21 protein-coding genes, 1 pseudogene and 1 riboswitch are annotated in these 24447 nt (G+C 71.3%); of the genes and pseudogenes, 12 read left to right on the top strand and 10 right to left on the bottom strand.

The features are described 5' to 3' along the window. Positions 1–34 precede the first annotated feature (34 nt). Both ABIC53_RS00875 and rraA read left to right on the top strand, forming a co-directional pair. Entirely contained in the window at positions 35–886 is an 852-nt protein-coding gene (locus tag ABIC53_RS00875; protein ID WP_274178931.1) for a sulfurtransferase, read from the top strand. Between the two features lie 36 nt (positions 887–922). Continuing rightward, positions 923–1390 carry a ribonuclease E activity regulator RraA gene (gene rraA / locus ABIC53_RS00870; protein ID WP_274178932.1) on the top strand — a complete coding sequence of 156 codons (468 nt, stop codon included), beginning with the start codon at positions 923–925 and terminating at the stop codon, positions 1388–1390. A 4-nt stretch (positions 1391–1394) separates the two neighbouring features. On the opposite strand, the gene ABIC53_RS00865 is transcribed toward rraA, so the two are convergent. Next, positions 1395–1931 carry a DUF6023 family protein gene (locus ABIC53_RS00865; protein ID WP_354449997.1) on the bottom strand — a complete coding sequence of 179 codons (537 nt, stop codon included), beginning with the start codon at positions 1929–1931 and terminating at the stop codon, positions 1395–1397. A gap of 95 nt (positions 1932–2026) precedes the next feature. Here ABIC53_RS00865 and ABIC53_RS00860 point away from each other — a divergent pair, with 95 nt between their 5' ends. Next, positions 2027–3982, top strand: a complete 1956-nt coding sequence (locus ABIC53_RS00860; protein ID WP_354449995.1) for an ABC transporter ATP-binding protein — start codon at positions 2027–2029, stop codon at positions 3980–3982. Positions 3983–4066: 84 nt separating this feature from the next. Here ABIC53_RS00860 and ABIC53_RS00855 read toward each other — a convergent pair whose 3' ends face one another. After that, positions 4067–5965, bottom strand: a complete 1899-nt coding sequence (locus ABIC53_RS00855) for a phosphoenolpyruvate carboxykinase (GTP) (RefSeq protein WP_354449993.1) — start codon at positions 5963–5965, stop codon at positions 4067–4069. 118 nt (positions 5966–6083) lie between these two features. On the opposite strand from ABIC53_RS00855, the gene ABIC53_RS00850 reads away from it, so the two are divergent. Further along, a complete protein-coding gene (locus ABIC53_RS00850) occupies positions 6084–7526 on the top strand; it encodes an XRE family transcriptional regulator (RefSeq protein ID WP_269267914.1) in 1443 nt (480 codons plus the stop codon). A 125-nt stretch (positions 7527–7651) separates the two neighbouring features. Here ABIC53_RS00850 and ABIC53_RS00845 read toward each other — a convergent pair whose 3' ends face one another. Continuing rightward, positions 7652–8731, bottom strand: a complete 1080-nt coding sequence (locus tag ABIC53_RS00845; protein ID WP_354449991.1) for a winged helix DNA-binding domain-containing protein — start codon at positions 8729–8731, stop codon at positions 7652–7654. Positions 8732–9022: 291 nt separating this feature from the next. Between ABIC53_RS00845 and ABIC53_RS00840 the strand changes: the two genes are divergently transcribed. Genes ABIC53_RS00840 through ABIC53_RS00830 form a run of 3 tightly spaced genes read left to right on the top strand, consistent with a single transcriptional unit; the run spans position 9023 to position 11519 of the window. After that, on the top strand, positions 9023–9877 hold the full coding sequence (locus tag ABIC53_RS00840; protein ID WP_112617438.1) for an ABC transporter substrate-binding protein: 855 nt from the start codon (positions 9023–9025) through the stop codon (positions 9875–9877). Positions 9878–9897: 20 nt separating this feature from the next. Further along, positions 9898–10743: an amino acid ABC transporter permease gene (locus ABIC53_RS00835; protein ID WP_023955608.1), complete on the top strand. Its 846-nt coding sequence runs from the start codon at positions 9898–9900 to the stop codon at positions 10741–10743. Beyond that, a complete protein-coding gene (locus ABIC53_RS00830) occupies positions 10740–11519 on the top strand; it encodes an amino acid ABC transporter ATP-binding protein (protein WP_407667113.1) in 780 nt (259 codons plus the stop codon). The genes ABIC53_RS00835 and ABIC53_RS00830 overlap by 4 nt, the downstream gene beginning before the upstream one ends. Before the next feature lie 85 nt (positions 11520–11604). On the opposite strand, the gene ABIC53_RS00825 is transcribed toward ABIC53_RS00830, so the two are convergent. Both ABIC53_RS00825 and glyA read right to left on the bottom strand, forming a co-directional pair. Next, positions 11605–12486 carry a bifunctional methylenetetrahydrofolate dehydrogenase/methenyltetrahydrofolate cyclohydrolase gene (locus ABIC53_RS00825; RefSeq protein ID WP_354449988.1) on the bottom strand — a complete coding sequence of 294 codons (882 nt, stop codon included), beginning with the start codon at positions 12484–12486 and terminating at the stop codon, positions 11605–11607. Between the two features lie 142 nt (positions 12487–12628). After that, positions 12629–13903, bottom strand: coding sequence for a serine hydroxymethyltransferase (gene glyA, locus ABIC53_RS00820; RefSeq protein WP_274178940.1), 1275 nt, complete (start codon positions 13901–13903; stop codon positions 12629–12631). A gap of 53 nt (positions 13904–13956) precedes the next feature. Next, positions 13957–14040: riboswitch (ZMP/ZTP riboswitch) on the bottom strand. Positions 14041–14110: 70 nt separating this feature from the next. Here glyA and ABIC53_RS00815 point away from each other — a divergent pair. The 5 genes from ABIC53_RS00815 to ABIC53_RS00795 all read left to right on the top strand — a co-directional run bounded on the left by ABIC53_RS00815 (position 14111) and on the right by ABIC53_RS00795 (position 19020). Further along, positions 14111–15637: a beta-N-acetylhexosaminidase gene (locus ABIC53_RS00815; protein WP_354449986.1), complete on the top strand. Its 1527-nt coding sequence runs from the start codon at positions 14111–14113 to the stop codon at positions 15635–15637. After that, the gene (gene nagA / locus ABIC53_RS00810; RefSeq protein WP_274178942.1) at positions 15625–16785 is read left to right on the top strand and encodes an N-acetylglucosamine-6-phosphate deacetylase; all 1161 of its coding nucleotides are present in this window, start codon (positions 15625–15627) and stop codon (positions 16783–16785) included. Before ABIC53_RS00815 ends, nagA begins: the two co-directional genes overlap by 13 nt. A gap of 62 nt (positions 16786–16847) precedes the next feature. Then, the gene (locus ABIC53_RS00805) at positions 16848–17246 is read left to right on the top strand and encodes a YrdB family protein (RefSeq protein ID WP_274178943.1); all 399 of its coding nucleotides are present in this window, start codon (positions 16848–16850) and stop codon (positions 17244–17246) included. After that, positions 17243–18610, top strand: coding sequence for an FAD-binding oxidoreductase (locus ABIC53_RS00800; protein ID WP_274178944.1), 1368 nt, complete (start codon positions 17243–17245; stop codon positions 18608–18610). Before ABIC53_RS00805 ends, ABIC53_RS00800 begins: the two co-directional genes overlap by 4 nt. Further along, the gene (locus ABIC53_RS00795; RefSeq protein ID WP_162815470.1) at positions 18607–19020 is read left to right on the top strand and encodes an NUDIX hydrolase; all 414 of its coding nucleotides are present in this window, start codon (positions 18607–18609) and stop codon (positions 19018–19020) included. Before ABIC53_RS00800 ends, ABIC53_RS00795 begins: the two co-directional genes overlap by 4 nt. Positions 19021–19127: 107 nt before the next feature. Here the strand turns inward: ABIC53_RS00795 and ABIC53_RS00790 are convergent. The 5 genes and pseudogenes from ABIC53_RS00790 to ABIC53_RS00770 all read right to left on the bottom strand — a co-directional run. Next, positions 19128–19892, bottom strand: a pseudogene (locus ABIC53_RS00790) (ROK family protein); the annotation flags it as partial. Then, complete coding sequence (locus ABIC53_RS00785) at positions 19889–20854, bottom strand: carbohydrate ABC transporter permease (protein ID WP_274178945.1); 966 nt, start codon at positions 20852–20854, stop codon at positions 19889–19891. The gene ABIC53_RS00785 and the pseudogene ABIC53_RS00790, both read right to left, overlap by 4 nt. Next, positions 20851–21828, bottom strand: a complete 978-nt coding sequence (locus ABIC53_RS00780) for a carbohydrate ABC transporter permease (RefSeq protein ID WP_274178946.1) — start codon at positions 21826–21828, stop codon at positions 20851–20853. Before ABIC53_RS00780 ends, ABIC53_RS00785 begins: the two co-directional genes overlap by 4 nt. 59 nt (positions 21829–21887) lie before the next feature. Then, the gene (locus ABIC53_RS00775) at positions 21888–23147 is read right to left on the bottom strand and encodes a sugar ABC transporter substrate-binding protein (protein ID WP_274178947.1); all 1260 of its coding nucleotides are present in this window, start codon (positions 23145–23147) and stop codon (positions 21888–21890) included. 94 nt (positions 23148–23241) lie between these two features. Further along, the gene (locus ABIC53_RS00770; RefSeq protein ID WP_274178948.1) at positions 23242–24390 is read right to left on the bottom strand and encodes an ROK family transcriptional regulator; all 1149 of its coding nucleotides are present in this window, start codon (positions 24388–24390) and stop codon (positions 23242–23244) included. Positions 24391–24447 lie beyond the last annotated feature (57 nt).

The raw sequence follows: 24447 nt of genomic DNA, 5'->3' as shown, positions 1-24447 counted from the left end.
ACGACCGGGGCCGCGGTGCGCGAGAATCGCACGCATGGACCGCATCCTCACCACTGCCGCTGAACTCCGGACCGCCATCGGGGCGGGCCGCTACCCCGACGGCGGCCCCGTGCGGGTGCTCGACGTCAGGTGGTGGCTCGACCGCCCCGACGGACGCCCGGCGTTCCGCGCGGGCCACATCCCCGGCGCGCGCTACGCCGACCTCGACACCCAGCTCGCCGAGCACGGCGAGCCGACGGAGGGCCGGCATCCGCTGCCCTCCCCCGAGACGCTGCAGGCCGCCGTGCGCGACTGGGGCATCGACGAGGGCGACACCGTCGTGGTCTACGACGATGTCGCCAACCTGGCGAGCGGCCGCGCCTGGTGGGTGCTGCGGGATGCCGGTATCGCCGACGTCCGGGTGCTCGACGGCGCCCTCGCCGCCTGGATCGACGCGGGGTTCGACCTCGAGGAGGGCGACGCGGCAGACGTGCGTCCGGGTACCGCGGTCGTCTCGCCCGGCGAGTTACCGGTGCTCGGGATCGACGACGTCCTCGATCAGGCCCGCACCGGCCTGCTGCTCGACGCCCGCGCCGGCGAACGGTTCCGCGGCGAGGTCGAGCCGATGGACCCGCGCGCCGGCCACATCCCGGGCGCGGTGTCCGCGCCGACGACGCAGAACAACGATGAGTCGGGGCGGTTCCGGTGCTCGGATGAGCTGCGCGAACGGTTCGCAGCGCTGGGCGCAGAACCCGGCGCGACGGTCGGCGTCTACTGCGGCTCGGGCGTCAGCGCCGCGCACGAGGCCATCGCCCTCAGCCTCGCGGGATACCGGCCGGTGCTCTACCCCGGCTCGTGGAGCCAGTGGTCGCAGCATCCCGATCGACCCATCGCGACGGGCGCCTGACGGCTTGGACTCGGCGGTCGCCGCTACCCTGTCGACATGACGACCGCCACCGCAGACCTCTATGACGAACGCGGCGACGAGCTCGACTCGCTCGGCGTCCAGTTCCTCGACCTCGGCGGCCGGACCTCCTTCGCGGGACCGATCCGCACCGTGCGCTGTCATCGCGACAACGCGCTCGTGAAGCGCGTGCTCGCGACGCCGGGCGGCGGCGCCGTGCTCGTCGTCGACGGCGGCGGATCGCTCGAGTCGGCTCTCGTGGGCGACCTGATCGCCGCGTCGGCGGTCGAGAACGGCTGGGCGGGCATAATCGTGAACGGGGTGATCCGCGATCGTGTCGCGATCGCGTCGCTCGACCTCGGCGTCAAGGCGCTCGGCTCGAACCCCCGCAAGAGCGCGAAGGACGGCCGCGGCGAGGTCGACGTTCCGGTCACCATCGGCGGCGTGGTCTTCACGCCGGGCCGACACGTCTGGGCCGACGCCGACGGCGTTCTCGTCGAGCGCTGAGGGGCTAAGCAGTCCGCTCCAGCGAGAGCGCGTAGATGGTGGGGTCGCCGGCGAGGTCCATGGTGACGCTCACGCCCGGCTGCTCGACGGTCACGTCGAAGGCGATCGTGCTGTTGTCGCACGTCACGGGATCGCCCGATGCCGCGCTGTCGATCGGGCCCGCGGTCACCGTGATCGTGCCGGCACCGCGGCACGCTACCTGCGCCTGGTACGTCCCGGCGGGGAGCGACGAGAACTGCGACGTCTGGTGTGCGGACGTGTGCTGGCTCAGCCACCCCGACAGCGTCCCCATGCCGGTGGTGTCCGAAGACCGGGGCACCGCTGTCTTGGCCCAGTCCGCGATCTCATCGACCGGCAGGGGCAACTGCTGCTCGTCGGTGCGCGCGTCGGATGTCGGGGTGGGAGATGGCGTGGAACCGACGGATGCCGACGGCTCTGCCGCTTCGCCGTCTGCAACCGGGCCGGTGCAGCCGGCGAGCGTGAGCACGACGAACGCGGCCGCGGCAAGCGGTGCCGCCTGACGTTTCGTGATCGAACGCATCCGGGCACTCTTCCATCGATACCGCGGACGGACAACCACCCTCGATGAAAGAAGTACGGTCGAAGGAGAGAGCTTCGCCGAACCGAGGGAACCGCATGTCCGACACCCGCAGCCGCATGCGCGGCAGCCGCCGCCGCACCGACGAGGGCCCGCGCGCCCGCCTGTCGCAGCTGCTCCCGTACCTGTTCGAGCACAAGGGCGTGCTGGTGGCGGTCGCGGTACTCAGCATCGTCGAGGCGGTGGCCACGCTCGGCCAGCCGCTCGTCGTCGGGCAGGTCATCGAGCGTGTGCAGGTGGGTGACACCCTCGGCATCCTCGTGTGGGCGCTCGTGATCCTCGTCGTCGTCTCGTCGGCCATCGGCGCTTTCCAGCACTATCTGCTCCAGCGCACCGGCACGGCGGTGGTGTTCTCCAGCCGCCGCCGGCTCATCGCACGCCTGCTCCGACTGCCGATCTCGGAGTTCGACGCCCGACGCACCGGCGACCTGGTCTCGCGCGTGGGCACCGACACGACCCTGCTCTACGCCGTGCTCACCCAGGGGCTGGCCGACTCGGTCGGCAACGCGCTCATCTTCGTCGGCGCGATCGTCGCGATGCTCTTCATCGACCCGCTGCTGCTGCTGCTCATCGTCATCGTGATCGGAGCCTCGGTCGCCGTCGTCGTGGGTCTCAGCACCCGCATCCGTCGCGCCACGCGCGAACAGCAGGAACGGGTCGGCGAGCTGGCCTCGGGTGTCGAGCGGGCGATCGGATCGATCCGCACGATCCGCGCCGCCGGAGCGACCGAGCGCGAGGAGGCCGCCGTCACGGGGGCCGCACGCCAGGCTTATGACGCGGGCGTGCGCGTCGCGAAGGCGTCGGCCCTCGTCGTGCCCGTCGCGGGCGTCGCGCTGCAGCTGTCACTGCTCGTCGTGCTCGGCGTCGGCGGATACCGCGTCGCCTCGGGCGCCATCTCGATCGCGAGCCTCGTGACGTTCGTGATGTTCCTGTTCTTCCTCGTGCAGCCGCTCGCGTCGTTCCTCGGGGCGATCACCTCCGTCAATCAGGCGCTCGGCGCGCTCGGCCGCATCCAGGAGGTGCTCGACCTGCCCACGGAGGAATCGGCCGATCCGGATGCTGCAGCCACCGTAGCCGTCTCGGGCGACAGCGATGTCGCGATCGAGTTCCGAGACGTGCACTTCCGATACCCCGAGGCCGTCGTCGCCGCCCGGCGCTCGGCATCCGACGAAGCGTTGCGCACCCTCGCGGACGCACGCGTCGACACCTCGGCGGTCGCTGCGGTCACGGCCGATGAGACGGGTTCGCCGGCGAACGGCGCAGACGCCGCCGCCTCGTCCGCAGCGACAGCCGGAGCGACCGCCGTCCCCGAGGGCGAGGTGCTCCGCGGCGTGAGCTTCCGCGTTCCCCGCGGTGCGCGCGTGGCCCTCGTCGGTCCCTCGGGTGCGGGCAAGTCGACGGCCCTCGCCCTGATCGAGCGGTTCTACGACGTCACCGGCGGAGCGGTGCTCGTCGGGGGTGACGACATCCGGTCCCTCCCCCGGGCCGAGCTGCGCGCGCAGCTCGGCTACGTCGAGCAGGACGCCCCCACCCTCGCCGGCACGATCGCCGACAACCTGCGCCTCGCCTCGCCCGGGGCTACGGACGCGGAGTGCGAGCGTGTGCTGCGCGCCGTCAACCTCGGCGATGTGCTCGAGCGCAGCGAGCTCGGTCTTCAGGCGCCCGTCGGCGAAGCGGGCGTCATGCTCTCGGGCGGCGAGCGTCAGCGCCTCGCGATCGCCCGCGCGCTGCTCGCTGCGCCCCCGATCCTGCTGCTGGACGAGTCGACGTCCTCGCTCGACGGACTCAACGAACAGCGGATGCGCGAGGCGATCGACGCCGTCGCGACGGGCCGCACCCTCGTGGTCATCGCGCACCGGCTCTCGACCGTCGTCGACAGCGACGTCATCGTGGTGCTCGACCACGGCCGGGTCGTCGGTCAGGGCACGCACTCCGAGCTCGTCGCCACGGTCCCGCTGTACCGCGACCTCGCGAAGCACCAGCTCTTGGTCTGACGCCGAGAACGCACCATCGCCGCGAACGCGCACCCTTTCCGGTGCGTTCTCGCGGCGACGGTGTGTTCTCGTGGCGGGCCGGGGTCAGGCCCGGTGGCCGAGGCGGTAGCGCAGGGCCTCGAGCTCGGCACGCAGGGCCGCGGGCAGCCGGTCACCGAAGGTGTCGTAGAACTCCTCGGTGAGGTCGGCCTCGCGCAGCCACGAGTCCGTGTCGACCGCGAACAGCTCATCGAGATCGCGCTGCGACACCTCGATGCCGTCGAGGTTGAGGTCCTCGGCGCGCGGGAGTCGTCCGATCGGGCTGTCGACCGCGTCGACCTCGCCATTCAGGCGCCGCACGATCCAGTCGATGACGCGCGAGTTGTCGCCGAACCCGGGCCACAGGAAGCGCCCGTCGCTGCCCTTGCGGAACCAGTTCACCTGGAAGACGCGGGGGGCCCGGTCGAACCGCAGCTTCTGCCCGACCTTCAGCCAGTGGGCGAAGTAGTCGCCCATGTTGTAGCCGCAGAACGGCAGCATGGCGAAGGGGTCGCGGCGCAGTTCCCCTAGCGTCCCCTCGGCCGCCGCCGTGCGCTCCGACGAGATGTTCGAGCCGATGAAGACGCCGTGCGTCCAGTCGGTCGCCTCGACGACGAGGGGGACGTTCGTCGCCCGGCGACCACCGAAGAGGATGGCGTCGAGTGGCACGCCCTCGGCGGCATCCCAATCCGACGCGATCTGCGGGCACTGAGCGGCGCTGACGGTGAAGCGCGAGTTGGGGTGCGCGGCCGGTCGGCCCGAGTCGGGGGTCCAGGGCTTGCCCTCCCAGTCGATGAGCTCGGCGGGCGCCTCGTCGGTGAGCCCCTCCCACCAGACGTCGCCGTCGGGACGCAGCGCCACGTTCGTGAAGATCGTGTTGCCCCACAGCGTCTCGACCGCCGTGACGTTGGTCGACTCGCCGGTGCCCGGCGCGACGCCGAAGAACCCGGCCTCGGGGTTGATCGCCCACAGCCGCCCGTCGGATCCCGGACGCAGCCACGCGATGTCGTCGCCGAGGGTCTCGACGCGCCAGCCCGGGATGGTGGGGCGCAGCATGGCGAGGTTCGTCTTGCCGCAGGCCGAGGGGAACGCCGCGGCCACGTGGTACGCCTTGCCGGCCGGGTCGATGACCCGGATGAGCAGCATGTGCTCGGCGAGCCAACCCTCATCGCGGCCGATCACCGACGCGATGCGCAGCGCGAAGCACTTCTTGGCGAGGATGGCGTTGCCGCCGTAGCCCGACCCGAACGACCAGACCTCGAGGGTGTCGGGGAAGTGGACGATGTACTTCTCGTCGTTGCACGGCCACGCGACATCCGCCTCGCCGGGCGCCAGCGGCGCGCCGACCGAGTGGACGGTCTTGACCCAGGGCTTGCCGCCGGCGATCTCATCGAGCACGGCCGCCCCGACGCGGGTCATGATGCCGATCGACGCCACCGCGTAGGCGCTGTCGGTGACCTGCACGCCGATGTGCGAGAGCGGGCCGCCGACCGCCCCCATCGAGAACGGCACGACGTACATCGTGCGCCCGCGCATCGAACCCGCGAACAGGGGCGTCATGGTCGCCCGGATGTCGTCGGGTGCGACCCAGTTGTTGGTGGGGCCGGCATCCTCCTCGCGCTCGGACGCGATGAAGGTCCGCGCCTCGGTGCGGGCGACGTCGCTCGGGTGCGAGCGCGCGAGGTACGACCCGGGCCGCCACTCGGGGTTGAGCTTGATGAGCTTGCCCTCGTCGACCATCTCGCGCAGCAGTGCGTCGTTCTCGGCCGCCGACCCGTCGACCCAGTGGACCCGATCGGGCTGCGTGAGCGCGGCGATCTCGTCGACCCAGGCGACGAGATCGCCGAGAGGACCGGATGCCGCCGACGGCCGGGCGCCGAGGTCGGGCCGCGCGCGGCGGGGAGCGACGCCCGCTGCGGTTGTGCCGGTGACGGCGGGGCGGGTGAAGAGGTCGGCGATGGCCATGTCGGTCTCCTACGTCGGCGGCGAGATCGGTGATACCTGACGATTTCAACGCATGAATACCCCGTCTTGCTGCGTCCAATGCTTTCAAGAAACCCGATTCTTTCCCTATGATCAAGGAATGGCCGCATCCGGAATCGAACTCGCAACCCTCGGGCACCGCATCCGCCATCACCGTGTCGCCCGCGGGCTGACACTCGACGAGCTCGGCGCTCAGGTCGGCGTCGCCGGCAGCCAGCTGAGTCTGATCGAGAACGGTCGACGCGAGCCGAAGCTCTCGCTGCTGCAGGCGATCGCGTCGGCGACCGGCACCGACGTGACCGACCTCCTCTCCCCGGAGCCCCCGAACCGCCGGGCCGCCCTCGAGCTCGAGCTGGAGCGGGCGCAGGCCAGTTCCGTCTTCCGGCGACTCGGCATCGCACCGGTGCGCGCGGGCAAGACGATGAGCGACGACACGCTCGAGTCCATCCTCGGACTGCATCGCGAACTTCAGCGCCGCGAGCGCGAGGCGATCGCGACTCCGGAGGAAGCCCGGCGTGCGAACACGGAGCTGCGCCTGCGGATGCGCGAGGTCGCGAACTACCTGCCCGACATCGAGCGCCTCGCCGAGAAGCAGCTCAAGGCGGCCGGCCACACCTCGGGTGCCCTGACGCACCGCACCGTGAGCATCATGGCCGAGCAGCTGGGGTTCGAGCTGCTCTACGTCGCCGATCTCCCGCACTCCGCCCGCTCGGTCACCGACCTCGAGAACGGGCGCATCTACCTTCCGCCGGCCTCGATCCCGGGCGGTCACGGCCTGCGGTCGATGGCGCTGCAGGCGATGGCGCACCGCTTGCTCGGCCACACTCCCCCGAGCGACTACGCCGACTTCCTGCAGCAGCGCCTCGAGATCAACTACTACGCCGCGTGCTGCCTCATGCCCGAGACGGCCTCGGTCGCGTTCCTGTCGCAGGCGAAGAAGGACCGCAACCTCGCGGTCGAGGACTTCCGCGACGCGTTCGGGGTGACGCACGAGGCAGCCGGGATGCGCATGACGAACCTCATGACCCGGCATCTCGGCATCCCGCTGCACTTCCTGCGCGTGGATGGCGCGGGGGCCATCACACGGGTCTACGAGAACGACGGCCTGCCGCTGCCGATGGACGTCACCGGCAGCGTGGAGGGCCAGGTCGTGTGCCGGGCCTTCTCGGCGCGGTCGGCGTTCGAGGAGCAGAACCGCACGGTCGAGCACTACCAGTACACCGACACCCCGGGCGGGACGTTCTGGTGCTCGAGCCAGACCGGGACCACCGCCGAGGGCGAGTTCTCGATCACCGTCGGCGTGCCGTTCGACGACGCCCGCTGGTTCCGCGGCCGCGAGACGCAGAAGCGGGCGACATCCACGTGCCCCGACGAGTCATGCTGCCGGCGGCCCGACCCCGACCTGACGTCGCGATGGGAGGGCAAGGCCTGGCCGAGCGCCCGCGTGCACATGCAGATGTTCTCGCCGCTGCCGCGCGGCAACTTCCCCGGTGTCGATGACGGCGAGGTCTACGCCTTCCTCGACCGCCACGCCGCCGGCTGACTCGCGGCCGGCGCGCCATAGCTCCTCAGATTCACGCCGTCGGCAGGCCGGAATCACGAGCTCGCGCGGGTGCGGACGTATGGCCGCCGCGGGTGTGAGGAGTTAGCGCACCGCCACGCGGGAGCTCAGCCGGCGAGGAAGCGCGAGACCCGGTCGAGCGACGCCTCGATCGCGGATGCCGCGACCGCTGGGTCTGTCACGAGCGCGGGCTCAGGTGGCAGATGGCGCCGCCCGGCGTCGACGGAGTGGCGCCAGGTGCCGATGACCCGCCCGCCGGAGACCAGGATCGGTACGACCTGACCGTTCAGGGTGGGGCCGATCCGAGCCGCGAGGTCGGGGGCGCAGACGGTCGTCCGGTCGGCGTAGGAGAGGAAGTACTCGTCGAAGGCGGGCAGGGCGACGACATCCCCGCTGTCGCGCTCCGGGTCTACCCCGGCAACGGATGCCGGCACGCCGGGCCCCGCGCCCGGTGCCGCGAACAGTCCGGCCTCGATCTCGACCACGCGGTCGCCGGCCGCCTCGGCCGCACGTCGTGCCATTCCGATCGGCAGCCCCGCCCACCAGCGGAAATCCTCGACGCGGGCCGGTCCGTGCGAGCGGATGTAGCCGGCGAACATCTCGGCCAACGGATCATCGGGCACCCGTCCGGACGGCAACTCGTCCACGGCGACCAAGAACTGGTCGCGGGTCGGTCCACCCTCGCGCGGCACCACCGGGCCGAAGGCGAGCACCCCGCGGACGGCGAGCGCCGAGAGGATGTGGTTGCCGCGCGAGCGCTCGGTCCCGATGCCGGCACCGCGCAGGAGGTCGGCGAACTCGTCGCGCGTGAGCCGGTTCCCGCCGCGCAGCGCCTGTCGGGCGGCACGCTCAGCCGTCGCCAGCACCGCCTCGTCGATCGCGAGCCCGCGCAGGATGCCCGCCGCGGCACGCTGTTGCCGGTCGGCGGTCACCGCAAGCATCCCGGCGAGGTCGACCGAGCGCACGATGTGCAGGGTGCCGCGTTGGGTCCATGAGCGCACGAGCGTGCCGTCCTCGAACGCGGCATCCACCTCGCTCAACGAAGGGTCGCCGGCAGTACGGAGGGCCAGCGCCCATCGACCCGACCAGAACTCCTGCGCCTGCACGGCGAGCATGTGAGCCCCGGCCTCGCCGAGTGACGACGCGGGTTCGCTCAGCTGGTGCGAGCGCAGCCGCTGCGTCGTCATCGCCCCCGCTCCCCTGCACCCTCCCCCACCGCCGTCGTCTCGCACGCCGCCGATCCTGCCCGACCCCACCCCCGCGGGTCCACCCCTGCGAGGTCCCACTTGGGCCGGGTGTGAGCCGCGCTTACCCGGCCCAAGTGGGACCTCGCGGGGTTCGGGCCCGCAGCCGGGCCTGCAGGGAGGCCGCGTAACACGACGACCCGCGCGCGCCGCGGCATCCCGGCCGGGTGAGAATGGATGCAGCCGCCGGTGACAGCACGCCGATGCGCGGCATCCGCACCCGGAGGTTCCCCGATGTCCCGCTCTCTCGTCCGCGCCGCCTCGATCGGCGTCGCCGCTCTGGCGATCGTCCTCGCCGGCTGCTCGTCCTCGCCCGCGCCCGCCGCCTCGGGCGATGCCGCGTCGGGACCCGCTGCCGAGGACTACGTCACCCCCGGCAAGCTCACCTTCGCCACGGGCGAGACGGCCTACGAGCCGTACTTCGTCGACGACGACCCCGAGTCGGGCGAGGGGTTCGAGGCCGCCGTCGCCTACGCCGTCGCCGACAAGCTCGGGTTCGCACCGGACGACGTCGTGTGGGTGCGCACGAGCTTCGAGGCCGCGATCGCGCCGGGTCCGAAGAGCTTCGACATCAACGTCCAGCAGTACACGATCACCGACGAGCGCAAGCAGGGCGTCGACTTCTCCTCGCCCTACTACTCCGCGAGCCAGTCGATCGTCGCGATCCGGGGCGGCGCGGCCGACGGCGTCTCCGACATCGCAGGGCTGACCGACCTCACGATCGGCGCGATGGCCAACTCCACGAGCGCGCAGACCCTCGCAGAGGTCGCGCCCGACGCCGAGGCTCGCCTGTACAACTCGAACGAGGATGCCGTGGCCGCGCTCGGCGCGGGACAGATCGATGCGATCGTGCTCGACACCCCCACCGCCTACCTCGCGGTCAACTTCTACATCGAGAACTCGTTCTTCGTCGGCGAGCTGCCGAAGGCGGGCATCGAGGACGAATGGGGCCTGCTGCTCGCGAAGAACTCGCCGCTCACCCCCGCCGTGACGGCCGCCGTCGACGAGCTGCGCGAGGACGGCACCCTCGCCGAGCTCGAGCAGAAGTGGCTCTCGGGACTCACGGAGGGCGTGACGCTCCTCCAGTGAGGGCGCGCTAGCGTCTATCCGTGACCACCTCCGTCCCGAGCGCGCTCGAACTCGAGCGCCGAGCGTATCGGCGCGGCCGCGAGCGCCGGTCGGTCCTGATCGCCGTCGCTTCGACACTCGCCTTCGCCGCGGTCGTCTGGGTGACCGTGATCAACACGGAGGGCTGGGCGACCGTCCAGCGGAGCTTCTTCGACCCCGCCGTCGCGCTGCAGGCCCTCCCCGAGGTGTGGCAGGGCTTCCTCGTGAACCTGCAGGTGCTCGCCATCTCGGTCTTCACGGTCGCCGCGGTGGCGCTGGTGCTGGCGCTGCTGCGGACCCTGCGCGGACCGGTGTTCTTCCCGCTCCGGCTGATCGCCGCGGCCTACACCGACCTCTTCCGCGGTCTGCCCTTCGTCATCGTGCTCTATCTGATCGGATTCGGGCTGCCGACGATCCTGAACACCCGCATCGATCCGGTGCTTCTGGGAGTCCTCGCCATCACGCTGACGTACTCCGCCTACGTCGCGGAGGTCGTGCGGGCGGGCATCGAGTCGGTGCATCCGTCGCAGCGTCTCGCCGCCCGCGCGCTCGGGCTCAGCTACCCGCAGACCCTCGTGCGGGTCGTGCTGCCGCAGGCGCTGCGCAAGATGACCCCGCCGCTCATGAACGATTTCATCTCCATGCAGAAGGATGTCGGACTGATCTCGATCCTCGCGGCGTTCGACGCGATCGCCGAGGCGCGGGGCGTGGTCGCGACGACCTACAACTTCACCCCGTACGTCGTGGCAGGCGTGCTGTTCGTGCTGCTCGCGATCCCGACGATCCGACTGACGGACTGGTACACCGCGAGGCTCCGACGCCGCGAGCAGACGGGATCGATCCTGTGAGCTGGAACCGACCCGGCACCGCGCCCGACACCGAGCCCGGCAGCGTTGCCGACGTGCTGCACGCCCGCGGCATCCGCAAGTCGTTCGGCGACAAAGAGGTGCTGCGCGGCGTCGATGTGTCGCTCGCCCGGAACGAGGTCGTCGCCCTCATCGGCGCAAGCGGTTCGGGCAAGTCGACGCTGCTGCGCTGCCTCGGGCTGCTGGAGCCGATCGACGACGGGCAGATCCTCCTCGCCGGCGCGGACATCTCCGACCCCCGGGTCGACGCGAACGCGGTGCGCGCGCGGCTGGGAGCGGTGTTCCAGAGCTACAACCTCTTCCCCCACCTGTCCGTGCTCGACAACGTGACCCTCGCCTCGCGGGTCGTGCACCGCGTGCCCCGGCGCGAGGCGGAGGCGCGTGCGCGGGACCTGCTCGCGCGCATCGGGCTCGCCGACAAGGCCGGGGAGCACCCCGACCGGCTCTCGGGCGGTCAGCAGCAGCGGGCGGCGATCATCCGCGCGATCGCCACCGATCCCGAGGTGCTGCTGCTCGACGAGATCACCTCGGCGCTCGACCCCGAGCTCGTCGGCGAGGTGCTCGAGCTCGTCCGCGACCTCGCGGTGTCCGGCTCGACGATCCTCATGGCGACGCACGAGATGGCGTTCGCGCGGGATGTCGCCGACCGCGTCGTCTTCCTCGACCAGGGCGTCATCGTCGAGGAGGGCGCGCCGTCGGAGGTGTTCGGCGCTCCCCGCGAGCCCCGGACCCGCGCCTTCCTCTCCCGCTTCCTCTGAGCTCCCGTCGACTCGCCAGAGAACGCGGATCCGGGCGGGCCGGCATCCGCACTTTCTGGCGAGTCGACGGGTGGACGAAGCAGGCTCAGGCGGTCGCGCGCTCGGCGGCCTCGACGACGTTGGTCATCAGCAGAGCGACGGTCATCGGGCCGACGCCGCCCGGGTTGGGCGAGAGGAAGCCCGCGACCTCGGCGACATCCGGCGCGATGTCTCCGTAGACCTTCGACTTGCCGGTCTCGGGGTCGTTCTCGCGGGTGACGCCTACGTCGAGGACGGCGGCGCCGGGCTTCACATCCGCGGCGGTGACGAGGTGCTTCACGCCCGCGGCACCCACGATGACGTCGGCCTCGCGCAGGTGCGCGCCGAGGTCGGCGGTTCCGGTGTGGGTCAGGGTCACCGTGGCGTTGATCTCGCGGCGGGTCAGCAGCAGGCCGATGGACCGGCCGATCGTGACACCGCGCCCAACGACGACGACGTTCTTGCCCGCGAGGTCGTATCCGTTGCGCTGAAGCAGCTCGATGACGGCACGCGGCGTGCAGGGCAGCGGCGTCGTGATGGGGTCGTTGACGTTGAGCACGAGACGCCCGAGGTTCACGGGGTGCAGGCCGTCGGCATCCTTCGCCGGATCGATGCGCTCGAGGATGCGGTCGGTGTCGAGGTGCTTGGGCAGCGGCAGCTGCACGATGTAGCCGTGGCACGTCGGGTCGGCGTTGAGGCGGTCGATGACCTCCTCGACCTCCGCCTGCGTCGACTCGGCCGGCAGCTCGATCTGGATCGAGTTCATGCCGATCGCCTCGGACTCGCGGTGCTTCATCCCGACGTACAGCTGGGATGCCGGGTCGGCCCCGACGAGCACCGTCGCGATGCCCGGGGTGACTCCGCGGGCCTTCAGCGCGGCGACGCGGTCGGCCAGTTCGGTCTTGATGGCAGCGGCGGTGGCCCGCCCGTCGAGCTTCTGCGCGGTCATGTCGTTCTCCGTTCGAGAGGGTCGCGGTCGCCGGGGCGCGGTCGCCGAGAACATACGCTCCGGGCGAGAACGTACCGTGCGGGGTGCGTTCTCGCGGGGAGGGTGCGTTCTCGGCGACCGGTCGGCGACCGGCGACGCCGGGTTACTGCTGCAGGCCGGGGTACAGCGGGAAGGCGTCGGCGAGCGTCGCCACGCGAGCACGCAGGGCATCGAGGTCGGCGCCGGGCTGCAGCGCGAGCGCGATGATGTCGGCGACCTCGGTGAACTCGGCGTCGCCGAAGCCGCGGGTCGCGAGAGCGGGCGTCCCGATGCGCAGGCCCGAGGTGACCATCGGCGGGCGCGGGTCGTTGGGCACCGCGTTGCGGTTGACGGTGATGTGGATCTCGTGCAGCAGGTCTTCGGCCTGCTTGCCGTCGATCGCCGCGTCGCGCAGGTCGACGAGCACGAGGTGCACGTCGGTGCCGCCCGAGCGGACGGCGATGCCGGCACCCGCGACATCCTGCTGCGTCAGACGGTCGGCGATGATCGCGGCGCCGCGCACGGTGCGCTCCTGGCGCTCCTTGAACTCCGGCGTCGCGGCGAGCTTGAACGCCGTCGCCTTCGCGGCGATGACGTGCATGAGCGGGCCGCCCTGCTGGCCCGGGAAGACCGCGGTGTTGATCTTCTTCGCCAGGTCGGCGTCGTTGGTGAGGATGATGCCCGAGCGGGGGCCGCCGATGGTCTTGTGCACCGTCGACGAGACGACGTGGGCGTGCGGCACCGGCGACGGGTGCACACCGGCGGCGACGAGACCGGCGAAGTGCGCCATGTCGACCCAGAGGTACGCGCCGACCTCGTCCGCGATCGCACGGAAGGCGGCGAAGTCGAGCTGGCGGGGGTAGGCCGACCAGCCGGCGATGATCACCTTCGGCTTGTGCTCGAGGGCGAGGCGACGGACCTCGTCCATGTCGATCAGCGAGGTGTCCGGGTTCACGCCGTAGGCGACGATGTCGTAGAGCCGGCCCGAGAAGTTGATCTTCATGCCGTGGGTGAGGTGGCCGCCGTGGTCGAGCGAGAGGCCGAGGAGCGTGTCACCGGGGCGCGCGATCGCGTGCAGGACGGCGGCGTTGGCCGTCGCGCCCGAGTGGGGCTGGACGTTGGCGAACTCGGCGCCGAAGAGCGCCTTGGCCCGCTCGATCGCGAGCTCTTCGGCGACGTCGACCTCTTCGCAGCCGCCGTAGTAGCGGCGACCCGGGTAACCCTCGGCGTACTTGTTGGTGAGCACGGAACCCTGCGACTGCAGCACCGAGACAGGCACGAAGTTCTCGGACGCGATCATCTCGAGGTAGCCGCGCTGGCGGTCGAGCTCGCGCTCGAGCACCTGGGCGATCTCGGGGTCGACCTCGGCGAGCGGGGCGTTGAAGTACGAATCGGTCATGACGATCTCCAGACGACGGCTTTCGGGACGGAGCTTACGAGCAGTGAAGGTTCCACATCGGCCCAGGCGTGCGGTCGAATGCCGTGTCGGTCGCTCCCCGGTGGTGGCCCACCTCAACGCCAGTCGCGACGCGTCGAGCATAACGGATGCCGCACTGATACGCTGGCTCAAAGTTTGTTAGGCACCCTTACAGATAGGGGCGCGCTGATGTCGCTGCCGCTGGTCCCGTTGCCCGCCTCGGTCACGCCCGCGAAGGGGGTGACGTTCACCCTGACGGACACCGTCGCGGTGACGGGAGACCCGGATGCCGCGGGCGTCCTGCACCGGCTCGTCCTGACCCGGACCGGCGTGCACCTCACCGCGGCCGCCGGCACCGCGGAGCCCGACAGCGCCGCGGAGCTCGACGGCGCCGCGATCGACCTCTCGGTCGACAGCGACGGACCGCCCGAGTCGTACCGGCTGTCGGTCGACCACCGCCGCATCTCGATCCGGGGCGCCGACTCCGCGGGCCTCTTCTACGGCGTGCAGACTCTCGGCCAGCTGATCACCCGCTCGTCCGACGGCTGGGTGATTCCGGGGGTCGACATCGACGACGCCCCCCGCTTCGGGTATCGCGGCGTGATGCTCGATGTCGCCCGCCACTTCCACGACGTCGCGACCGTCACCGCCTACCTCGAGCGGGCGGCGAGCCTCAAGTTCAACGTCCTGCACCTGCACCTCAGCGACGACCAGGGATGGCGGCTCGCGCTGACCCGCCGCCCGGAGCTCACCGCCCGGGCGGCGGCGAGCGCGGTAGGCGGCGGCGCCGGCGGCTTCTTCACGGCCGACGACTACCGCGCGATCATCGCCCGCGCCGCGGCGAACCACATGACCGTCGTGCCCGAGTTCGACATGCCCGGCCACACCCACGCCGTCGGGCTCCCCTACCCCGAGGTCGCCGCGCCACCGGCGCTGGACGGGTGGGATGCCGCGGGCGGCCCCGCTCCCGTCGCCGGCGAGGCGTACACGGGCATGGGCGTCGGCTTCTCGTCGCTGCGCATCGGCGCACCCGAGACCGATGCCTTCGTCGACGACGTCCTGACGGAGCTGGCGGAGCTGACCCCCGGCCCCTACCTGCACTTCGGCGGTGACGAGGCGCACGGCACCCCGGCGGAGGACTTCGCGGCCTTCGTGGCCCGCACCTCGCGGGTCATCGCCGACCTCGGCAAGACGCCGATCGCCTGGCACGAGGCCGGCGCCGCCGCGGATCTCGCGCCCGGCACGATCGGCCAGTACTGGGGCCTCGTCTCGCCGACCGACGGTGCCGACGAACGTGCGCGGGCCTTCGTCGCGCGCGGCGGCCGCGTCATCCTCTCGCCCGCCGACGCCGTGTACCTCGACATGAAACCGACGGCCGATGCTCCCCTCGGCCTGACCTGGGCGAACGGTCCGACGAGCCTCGAACGGGCCTACTCGTGGGAGCCCGGCGAGGTCGTGTCCGGCATCTCGGAAGACGACATCCTCGGGGTCGAAGCGCCGCTGTGGACCGAGACCGTCCGCGACCTGGACGACATCGATGCACTCGCCTTCCCTCGCATCGCGGCGGCCGCTGAAGCCGCCTGGTCGGCTGCGACCGGCAGCGCAGACAACCGCACGTGGGAGTCCTTCCGCGAACGCGTCGGCGCGCTCGGACCGCTGTGGACGACCCTCGGCATCCGCTTCCCCGCTTCCCCGGAGGTCGCATGGACGGTCTGAACCGCGTCATCCATTCCGTTCGGCTCGTCGACGGGGGCCGCGAGATGCCCGACTCCTGGCTCGTCGTGCGCGACGGGCGGGTCGCCGCGCAGGGCACCGGCGGCGCGTGGCGCGATGCCGTCGCCGAAGAACCGGTCGACGAGGTCGTCGATGCCACCGATGCCGCCGGCCCCGGCGCGATCCTCACTCCCGGCTTCATCGACATCCACGGCCACGGCGGCGGCGGCGCGGCATACGACGACGGTGCCGAGACGATCCGCACCGCGCGCGCGCTGCACCGGGCGCACGGCACGACCCGAGCGGTCATCTCGCTCGTCACGGCATCCGTCGACGACCTCGTCCGACGGGTCGCCGCCATCGCCGACCTCGCGGAAACGGATGCCACGGTGCTCGGCTCGCACCTCGAGGGGCCGTTCCTCGATCCCGGGCATCACGGCGCCCATGATCCGGAACTGCTCATCGGGCCCGTGGCCGACGCCGTCGCGCGGCTGCTCGAGTCCGGTCGCGGCACCATCCGCCAGGTCACGATCGCTCCGGAGCTGCCGGGCGCGCTCACCGCGATCGAGCGGATCGTCGCCGCGGGTGCGGCCGCCGCCGTCGGTCACACCGACGCCGACGCCGAGACCGCCCGACGGGCCTTCGACGCCGGCGCCACGATCCTCACCCACGCCTTCAACGCCATGCCGGGCCTCCACCACCGTGAGCCCGGTCCGATCGGCGCGGCCACCGCCGACCCACGCGTCACGCTCGAGGTCATCGCCGACGGCGTGCACCTCGCCCCCGAGGTGGTGCGGATCGCCTTCGCCGCCGCACCGGGGCGCATCGCGCTCGTCACCGACGCGATGGCGGCCGCCGGATCGGCCGACGGAGACTACGTGCTCGGGGCGCTCGCGGTGCGCGTCGAGAACTCCGTGGCGCGGCTCGCCGACGACACGATCGCCGGATCCACCCTGACGCAGGATGCCGCGCTGCGGACGGCCGTCGCCGCGGGCGTGGCGCTGCCGACAGCTGTGACGGCGCTGACGGCTACTCCGGCCCGCGCGATCGGACGTCCCGACCTCGGCAGGCTCGAGATCGGGAGCCCGGCCGATGCCGTCCTGCTCGACGCCGACCTGCGCGTCCGCCGCGTCTGGACCGGGCGCGCGTGACCCGTTCGCCCGAGGTCCCTCCCGAGGTCGGCGACGTGAGGCCGGCGCCTAGAATCGGAGGCATGTCCGAACTGCCGAACGTCCGTCCCGCCACCCCCGAGGCGCCGCAGCAGGCGGCCGGCACGCGACGGGCTCTCTCGGCGATCGACCTCCTCGCCTTCGCCTGCCAGCTCTTCGCCTTCGTCACCTTCGCGATCTGGGGCTTCGCGGCGTGGGACTTCCCCCTCAACCTGGTCTTCGGCATCGGCGCTCCGGTCGCCGCGATCCTCCTGTGGGCCCTGTTCGTCTCGCCGCGTGCCGTGCTCATGGTGCACCCGTTCGTGCGCGCCCTCGTCGAGCTGTTCGTCTACGCCTCGGCCACCATCGCGTGGTGGAGCATGGACCAGGCCTGGGTCGGTCTCGTCTTCGGGGTCATCGCGGTGACCTGCGGTGTGATCGCCGGTCGCCGGCGCCTGTCATGACCGCTCCCGACGTCGTCGCCCGGCTCGTCGCCGAGCTCGGCGACCGCGTCGACGTCTCGGATGCCGGTCGGGCCGCCGCTCGGGCGGACAAGTCGGGCCAGGCGGCATCCGGATCGCCCCTCGCCGTCGTTCACGCCCGCACCGTCGAGGACGTCCAGGCGACGATGCGCATCGCCTCCGCGACCGGCACCCCGGTCGTGCCGCGGGGCGCCGGCACCGGCCTCGCGGGCGGCGCCAACACGGGCGCGGGTGAGATCGGGCTCTCGCTGCGTTCGATGGACCGCATCCTCGAGGTCCGCCCCGACGACCTCATCGCCGTCGTCGAGCCCGGCATCCTCAACGGGCAGCTGAACACGGCGCTCGCGGAGCACGGCCTCTGGTGGGCGCCCGATCCCGCGAGCCGCGACATCTCGACCGTCGGCGGCAACATCGCCACCGGCGCGGGCGGCCTGCTCTGCGCGAAGTACGGGGTGGTGCGAGACGCGGTCCTCGGCCTCGATCTCGTGCTGGCAGACGGTCGCCTGATGCGTCTCGGACATCGCACCGTGAAAGGCGTGACGGGCCTCGACCTGACCTCGCTCGTCATCGGGTCGGAGGGCATCCTGGGCGTCGTCGTCGCGGCGACGCTGAAGCTCCGCCGCCTCGTCCCCGGCCAGGCCCGGACGATCGCCGCGACGTTCTCCGATGTGCGTTCCGCCGCGGTCGCGGCATCGGCGGTCACGGCGGCCGGGATCCAGCCGGCGATCATGGAGCTGATGGACGCGACCTCCCTCGCCGCCTCGCACCGCCTGCTCGGGCTTCCCGCCCCCACGCCCGGTGCCTCGCAGCTGACGGTCCAGACCGACGGCCCGGGCGCGACGGCCGAGGCGGAGGCCGTCGTCGCGGTGCTCGCGGCCGCCGGCGGCACCGTGCGCCTTGCCGCCGATGACGCCGAGGCCCAGCAACTGTGGACGGTGCGGCGGTCGATGCATCCCGCGATGGAGACCCTCGGAACCGCGCTCATCGAGGACGTCTCGGTGCCGCGCAGCGCCCTGCCCGCGATGTTCGACGAGATCGCCCGCATCGAGGAGCGCTTCGGTCTGACGATCCCGACCGTGTGCCACGCGGGCGACGGCAACCTGCACCCGAACTTCATCTTCGACGGCGACGAGGTCCCGGAGGTCATCTGGGAGGCGGCGGAAGACCTCTTCCAGTCGGCGCTGCGCCTCGGCGGAACGCTCACCGGCGAGCACGGCGTCGGCGTCCTCAAGCGGCGCTGGCTCGCGGACGAGCTCGGCGACGACCAGTGGGAGCTCCAGCGGCGCATCGCGCGGGTCTTCGACCCCGCCGGCATCCTGAACCCCGGAAAGGTGTTCGCGCCGTGAGCGACTCCGTCCCGGCCGGGGAGGTCCACGTGAGTGCGGCGGTCGTGACCGACGGCGACGGGCGTACCCTGCTCGTCCGGAAGCGCGGCACCGAGCGGTTCATGGCGCCCGGTGGCAAGCCCGAGCCGGGCGAGTCCGCCGGCGCGGCCCTCGTCCGCGAGCTGCACGAGGAGCTCGGCGTCGTCGTGGCCGAGCCCGACCTCGTCTACCTCGGCCGGTTCGAGTCGGATGCCGCGAACGAGCCGGGCTTCCGCGTCGTCGCCGAGGCGTTCGCGATCACGCTCGACCCCGCGTCGGTCAGCGCCGCCGCCGAGATCGCGGAGGCGCGCTGGCTCACCGCTCCCGAAGCCGCGGCGTTGCCGCTCGCACCGCTCAGCACCGAGCACCTGCTTCCGCTCGCCTGGGCCTGAACGGCGGCACCCAGCGCCCCCACGGGCACGTCCCGGGGCGCGAGCTCGACCCGCTCGTCCAACCGCAGCGACCGCAGGAACGGCGACGCGCCGGCGGATGCGGCGAGAGCGGCCCGCACCGGGACGAGCAGCCGATCGGAGAGCGCGGCGACGCCCCCGCCCAAGACGACCACGTCGACGTCGGTCGTGAGCACCAGCAGCCGGACCGCCGCCTCGACGCCGCGCACCACGTCCGCTCTGATGCCGTCGGCGCGCTCGTCTCCCGCATCCGCAGCATCGAAGACCGCGAGCACGGGCAGCGGCGAGGAACCGCCCCAGCGCTCGGCGACGGCTCCCCCGCCGGCGAACGCCTCGATGCATCCGCGCTGTCCGCAGCGGCAACGGGGCCCATTCGGGTCGATGGGGATGTGCCCGACCTCACCGGCCGCGCCGCGCCCGCCGCGGCGCGGGCCCGTCTCGTCGACGATGCCCGCGGCGATGCCGGTTCCGAGGTTCAGGAAAGCGAGCGATCCTCCCCCGGCACGGAGTGCCCGGGCACCCACCGCCGCGTACCGCACGTCGTTGTCGATCACCGGTCGAATGCCGATCCGCGCCGCGACGGCTCCCGCGAGGTCGTACCGGTCGATTCCGAGGTTCAGGGCATGCTCGACGACGCCGCTGCCCGGCAGGATCTGCCCGGGCACGCCCACGCCGACCGCGACGACCGATTCAGCCCCCGCGAGGTCGGCGACGACCGCCGCGACGCCGTCGGCGACGACATCGCCGCCCCACCCGGTCGGCCGACGCAGCCGGGCGATCTCGTTGCCGTCGCCATCCACGGACACGGCGAGGATCTTCGTGCCGCCCACGTCGACACCGATGCGCAGCGTCATCCCTTCACGGCCCCCGACACGAGCCCGCCCGACATCCGCCCCTGCACGATGAGGAAGAAAATCACGACGGGGATCGAGATGAGGGTGGATGCCGCCATCACGGCGCCCCAGTTGGTCGCTGCCGTCGCCGACTGGAACGACAGCAGCCACGGCGGGAGCGTCAGGTTGTAGCCCTTCATGAGCAGCAACGCCATGGTGAACTCGTTCCACGACTGGATGAAGGCGAAGATGCCCGTGGCGACGAGTCCGGGCGCCAGCAGGGGGAACGTCACCTTCCAGAACGCCTGGGTGCGGGTGCACCCGTCGATCATGGCCGCCTCTTCGAGATCGGCCGGAACACCCGCGACGAATCCGCGCAGTGTCCAGATCGTGAAGGGGATGACGGCGGCGACGTAGACGATGCCGAGGCCGACGAGGGTGTTCATCAGGCGCCAGTCGTCGATCATGCCGTAGATCGTGAACATCATCGCCTCGCCCGGGATCATCTGCACGATGAGGACGGCGACGATGAACGAGCGCCGCCCACGGAAGCGGATGCGGGCCACGGCGATCGAGGCGAGGAAGGCCAGCACCAGCGTGATGACGAGCACGCCGACCGTCACCAGGGTCGACGAGAGGAGCCCGTGCACGAAGTCGGTCTGCCCCGGGGCCGCCTCGCGCGTCCATGCCGTGGCGTAGTTGCCGAGCGTGAAGTCGAAGGGGAGGAAGCTCGGGGTGCGGCTGATGATGCTCTCGCCGCGCGTGAACGACATGTTCAGCATCCAGTAGACGGGGAACACCGAGCACACGAACACGACGAGCGCGGCGAGGTTCAGTCCTGCGCGCGAGAGGATGCGGCGGCGCGGCGGTCGTCGCACGGCGAGCGAGCGCGGCCGGGGGCGCTTCGCCCGGCCCACCTCGCCGATGACCTCATCGACCCCGATCGTGCCGAGCTGGGTCGCCGGGGTGACCTGGGTGCTCACAGCTCCTCCTCCTTGAGCGTGGTGCGGATGTATCCCCACGAGAGGGTGAGGAGCAGCACGACCATGAGCACGCCGATCGCGCTCGTGACGCCGAACTCCCCCGGGCCCTGCCGGAAGATGTAGGTGCCGAGCACGTTGGTCTCGGAGATGAGGCCGCCACGCTGCTGCAGCGCGTAGACCTGCGTGAAGATACGGAGGTTCCAGATGACCTGCAGCACCACGACGACCGTCACGACGTTGCGCAGATACGGGAACACGACGAGTCGGAAGCGCTGCCACCCGACCGCGCCGTCGAGGGATGCCGCCTCGAGCACCTCGGCGGGGACCTGCCCCAGCGCCGCGTACAGGGTGAAGGCCGCGAAGGGCACGCCCTGCCAGACCACGATCACCGTCAGGACGAAGAAGAACGACCACGGGTTCGCCAGCCACGAGTGGTTGGTCCAGTCGGTCGAGCCGGTCATCGTGTTCAGCGCCCAGTTGACGATGCCGTACTGCGAGTCGAAGATCCATCCCCAGACCGTGGTCGCCGCCAGCGGCGGCATCGCCCAGGCGAGGAGGAGACCGAGCGAGACGAGGATGCGCCACCCGCGCCGCAGGCGCGTCATGAGCACCGCCACGAGGGCGCCGAGCCCCACGATCAGCACGGTCATGGCCACCATCAGCCCGAGACTGCGGACGAGGACGGCCGGGAAGTCGGACTGCGTGAAGACCTCGAGGTAGTTCTCGAACCCGATGAAGTCGGGAAGCGTGCCCTGCACCTTGTTGCGGATGGCGTAGTCGGTGAACGACTGCACGAGCATCAGTACGGCGGGGTACCCGACCATCACCCCGAGGATGATGAGCGAGGGGCCGAGGAGCGTCAGCGCGCCGACGTTGTCGCGGCGACGCCGAGACCGTTGCCGCGCGGTAGGCGGCGGCCCGTGCTTCGCCCGCGGCTCGGGCCGTCGCGGCGTTCGGGTGAGCACGTTAGTCATCGTGCTGTCCTCTCTGCGGTGTTCGTGGGGCGCGGACTCCCGCGCCCCACGACTCACGACTACTTGTTGAGGATGGCTTCGATCTGACCGTCGAGCTCGGTCGCGATCGCCGTGACGTCGCCGCCCTGCGCGATCTTGACGAGAGCGTCCTTGATCACACCGGAAGACTCGACCTCGGACCAGTTGGGGCTCGCCGGAACGGCCTTCGACGATGCGACGGCCTTCGCCGCCTCGACCGTGATCTCGTCATCGGGCAGGAAGTCGGCGAACGAGGTCAGCGCGGGGATGAGCCCGTTCTCGGCGAGGATCTTCTGGTACCCCTCCGAGAGGATGATCTTGAGTGCGGCCTCGGCCTTGTCGGGAGCGTCCGACTTCGCCGCGATAGCGATGTTCGAGCCTCCGGCGAAGACCGGAGCGACCTCACCGGCGGTCATGCCCGGAAGAGCGAACGCCTTCAGATCGGCGCCGACCGTCTCGGGGCAGCCCGGGGCCTTCGCGTCGTCGGCGGGCGCGAGGATCGACCACTTCACCCACGCCGGAGCCGAGAGGAAGCCGATCTCGCCGGCGCAGAACGGAACCTGCGGATCGGTCTCGTCCGCGTCAGCCGGCGCGGTCGTCGCGTTCTGGTAGACGTCCTGGAGCATCGTCAGACCGGCGATGCCGCCCGAGCTGGAGAAGCCGCCCTTCCAGGTGTCGCCGTCCTGCGTCGCGATCTCGCCGCCGTTCGCCCAGACGTAGGGCAGCGCGTTGTACCAGTCCTTGCCGGGGGCGTAGATGCCCGACTTGGTGGCGGTCGTCGCAGCGATGCCGTCGGCGACGTACTCCTCGAGCGTCGTCGGCACCTCGCCGCTGTACGAAGAGGGCGAGTAGAAGACGATGCGCGACCCCGCGTAGTAGGGAGCGGCGTACAGGCTGCCGTCCGCCGACCCGAGCTCGACGAAGCTCTGCAGCAGTTCGTCGCCGCCGAGGTCCGCCTGGAGGTCGGAGATGTCGAGGAACAGACCCTGATCGATGAAGCCGGGCGACTGCGTGTTGCCGACCTCGACGAGATCGGGCGCGTCGTTCGACGACAGCGCGGCGACGTAGTTGTCCGCGGTGTCGGCCCAGGTCTTCTCCTCGATCGTCAGCGTCCAGCCCTCGTTCTCTGCTTCGAACGTCTTCTTGAGGTAGTCGCGGGCGTCCTGAGGCGTGTCGGTGCCGACCAGCCATACGGTCAGGTCGCCGGTCTCGGCGCTCTGTCCCGCGTCGCCGCTCGCGCAACCGGCGAGCAGCAGGGCGGAGACACCGAGGAGCGACAGTGCTCCGAGGCTCTTCTTCATGGTGATTCCTTCTTCTCTGGTGTCGACGAGTCGGATGGCTCGCCCGGGTGTGGAGCTGGTGGTGCAGGTGGGGCTATGGAGCTGTGGAGCGAAGTCAGGAGACGCCGAGACGCCCTGACAGGACCATGACGGCAGCACCGCGCAGGACGATGTCCTGGCCCTGCTCCGTCATCCGCACCTGCAGCTCGTCGTGGAACGTGGCGAGCGTGCGTGTGCGCACCGTCTCGGCGGCGGCGCTCGCAAGCGTGCCGTCGAGAAGTTCCGCGGGGCCGGAGAGGACGATCTCCGACAGGTCGAGAGCACCCACGATGGGGGCCAGGGCGATGCCGAGACGTTCACCCGCGTCTCGCAGCAGACCGTCGCGGTCGCTCGCGGCGCCGGCAGCGATACGCGCGGAGAGCGACGGAACCGAGATCCAGGCCTCGAGACATCCCACCTTCCCGCACGCGCAATCGGGGCCGCCGTCGGTGCCCACCGTCACGTGGCCGATCTCGCCGGCGGCCGAGCGCGCGCCGCGCAGCGGTTCGCCACCCGTGAGCAGGCCCGCACCGACACCGCGGCCGACCTTCACGAGGATGATGTCGTCGCCGGCACCGCCGAACGTGTGCTCGGCGAGCACTGCGGCGTTGGCGTCGTTGGCAACGAGCACCGGGGCGCCGACCGCCTCGCTCAGGATGCCGGTGAGGTCGAGGCGATCCCAGCCGAGGCCGGGTGCCGCGAGGACGACTCCGGTGTCATCGACGACACCGGGGGTGCCGACGCCGACGCCGAGCACCGGCGCGTGCGCGTCGTCCACCAGTGTTCGCGCGAGGTGCACGACCGCCGGCAGGATGTCGTCGCGGCCTCGGGGCACGGCGACCTCGTGACGAGCGACGATCTCGCCGTCGAGGGTCATCACCGCACCGAGGAAACGGTCGCTCCCGGAGAGGTCGAGGCCGACGATGCGGTGGCCGTCGCGAGCGAGGTCGACGAGGATCGCGGGCTTGCCCGGTCCGGCGGCCTCGCGGGTGCCTCGCTCACTGACGAAGCCGTCGCCGATGAGCTCGGCGACGAGGTCGGAGATCGTCACCCGGGTCAAGCCGGTCTGGCGAGCGAGGTCAGCACGGCTCATCGCTCCGCCGTGGAAGAGCCGTTCGAGCACGAGCGCGCGGTTATGCGCCCGAGCGTGCTCGGGCAGGATCTTCGCGCCCGGGCGCCGGGTGCGCGTCGTGCGCCGCGGGGCCTCGGTATCGGTGCTCGCCATGTTTGTTAGTAGACCTTACGAATGTGGCGGACACAAGAGTTGCGTCCAGGTTTGCTA

Source organism: Microbacterium sp. 1262, from assembly GCF_040544895.1.
Classification (GTDB): Bacteria; Actinomycetota; Actinomycetes; order Actinomycetales; family Microbacteriaceae; genus Microbacterium; species Microbacterium plantarum.
The sequence above is the reverse complement of the archived record's forward strand: the minus strand, read 5'-3'. Positions and strand labels throughout refer to the sequence as shown.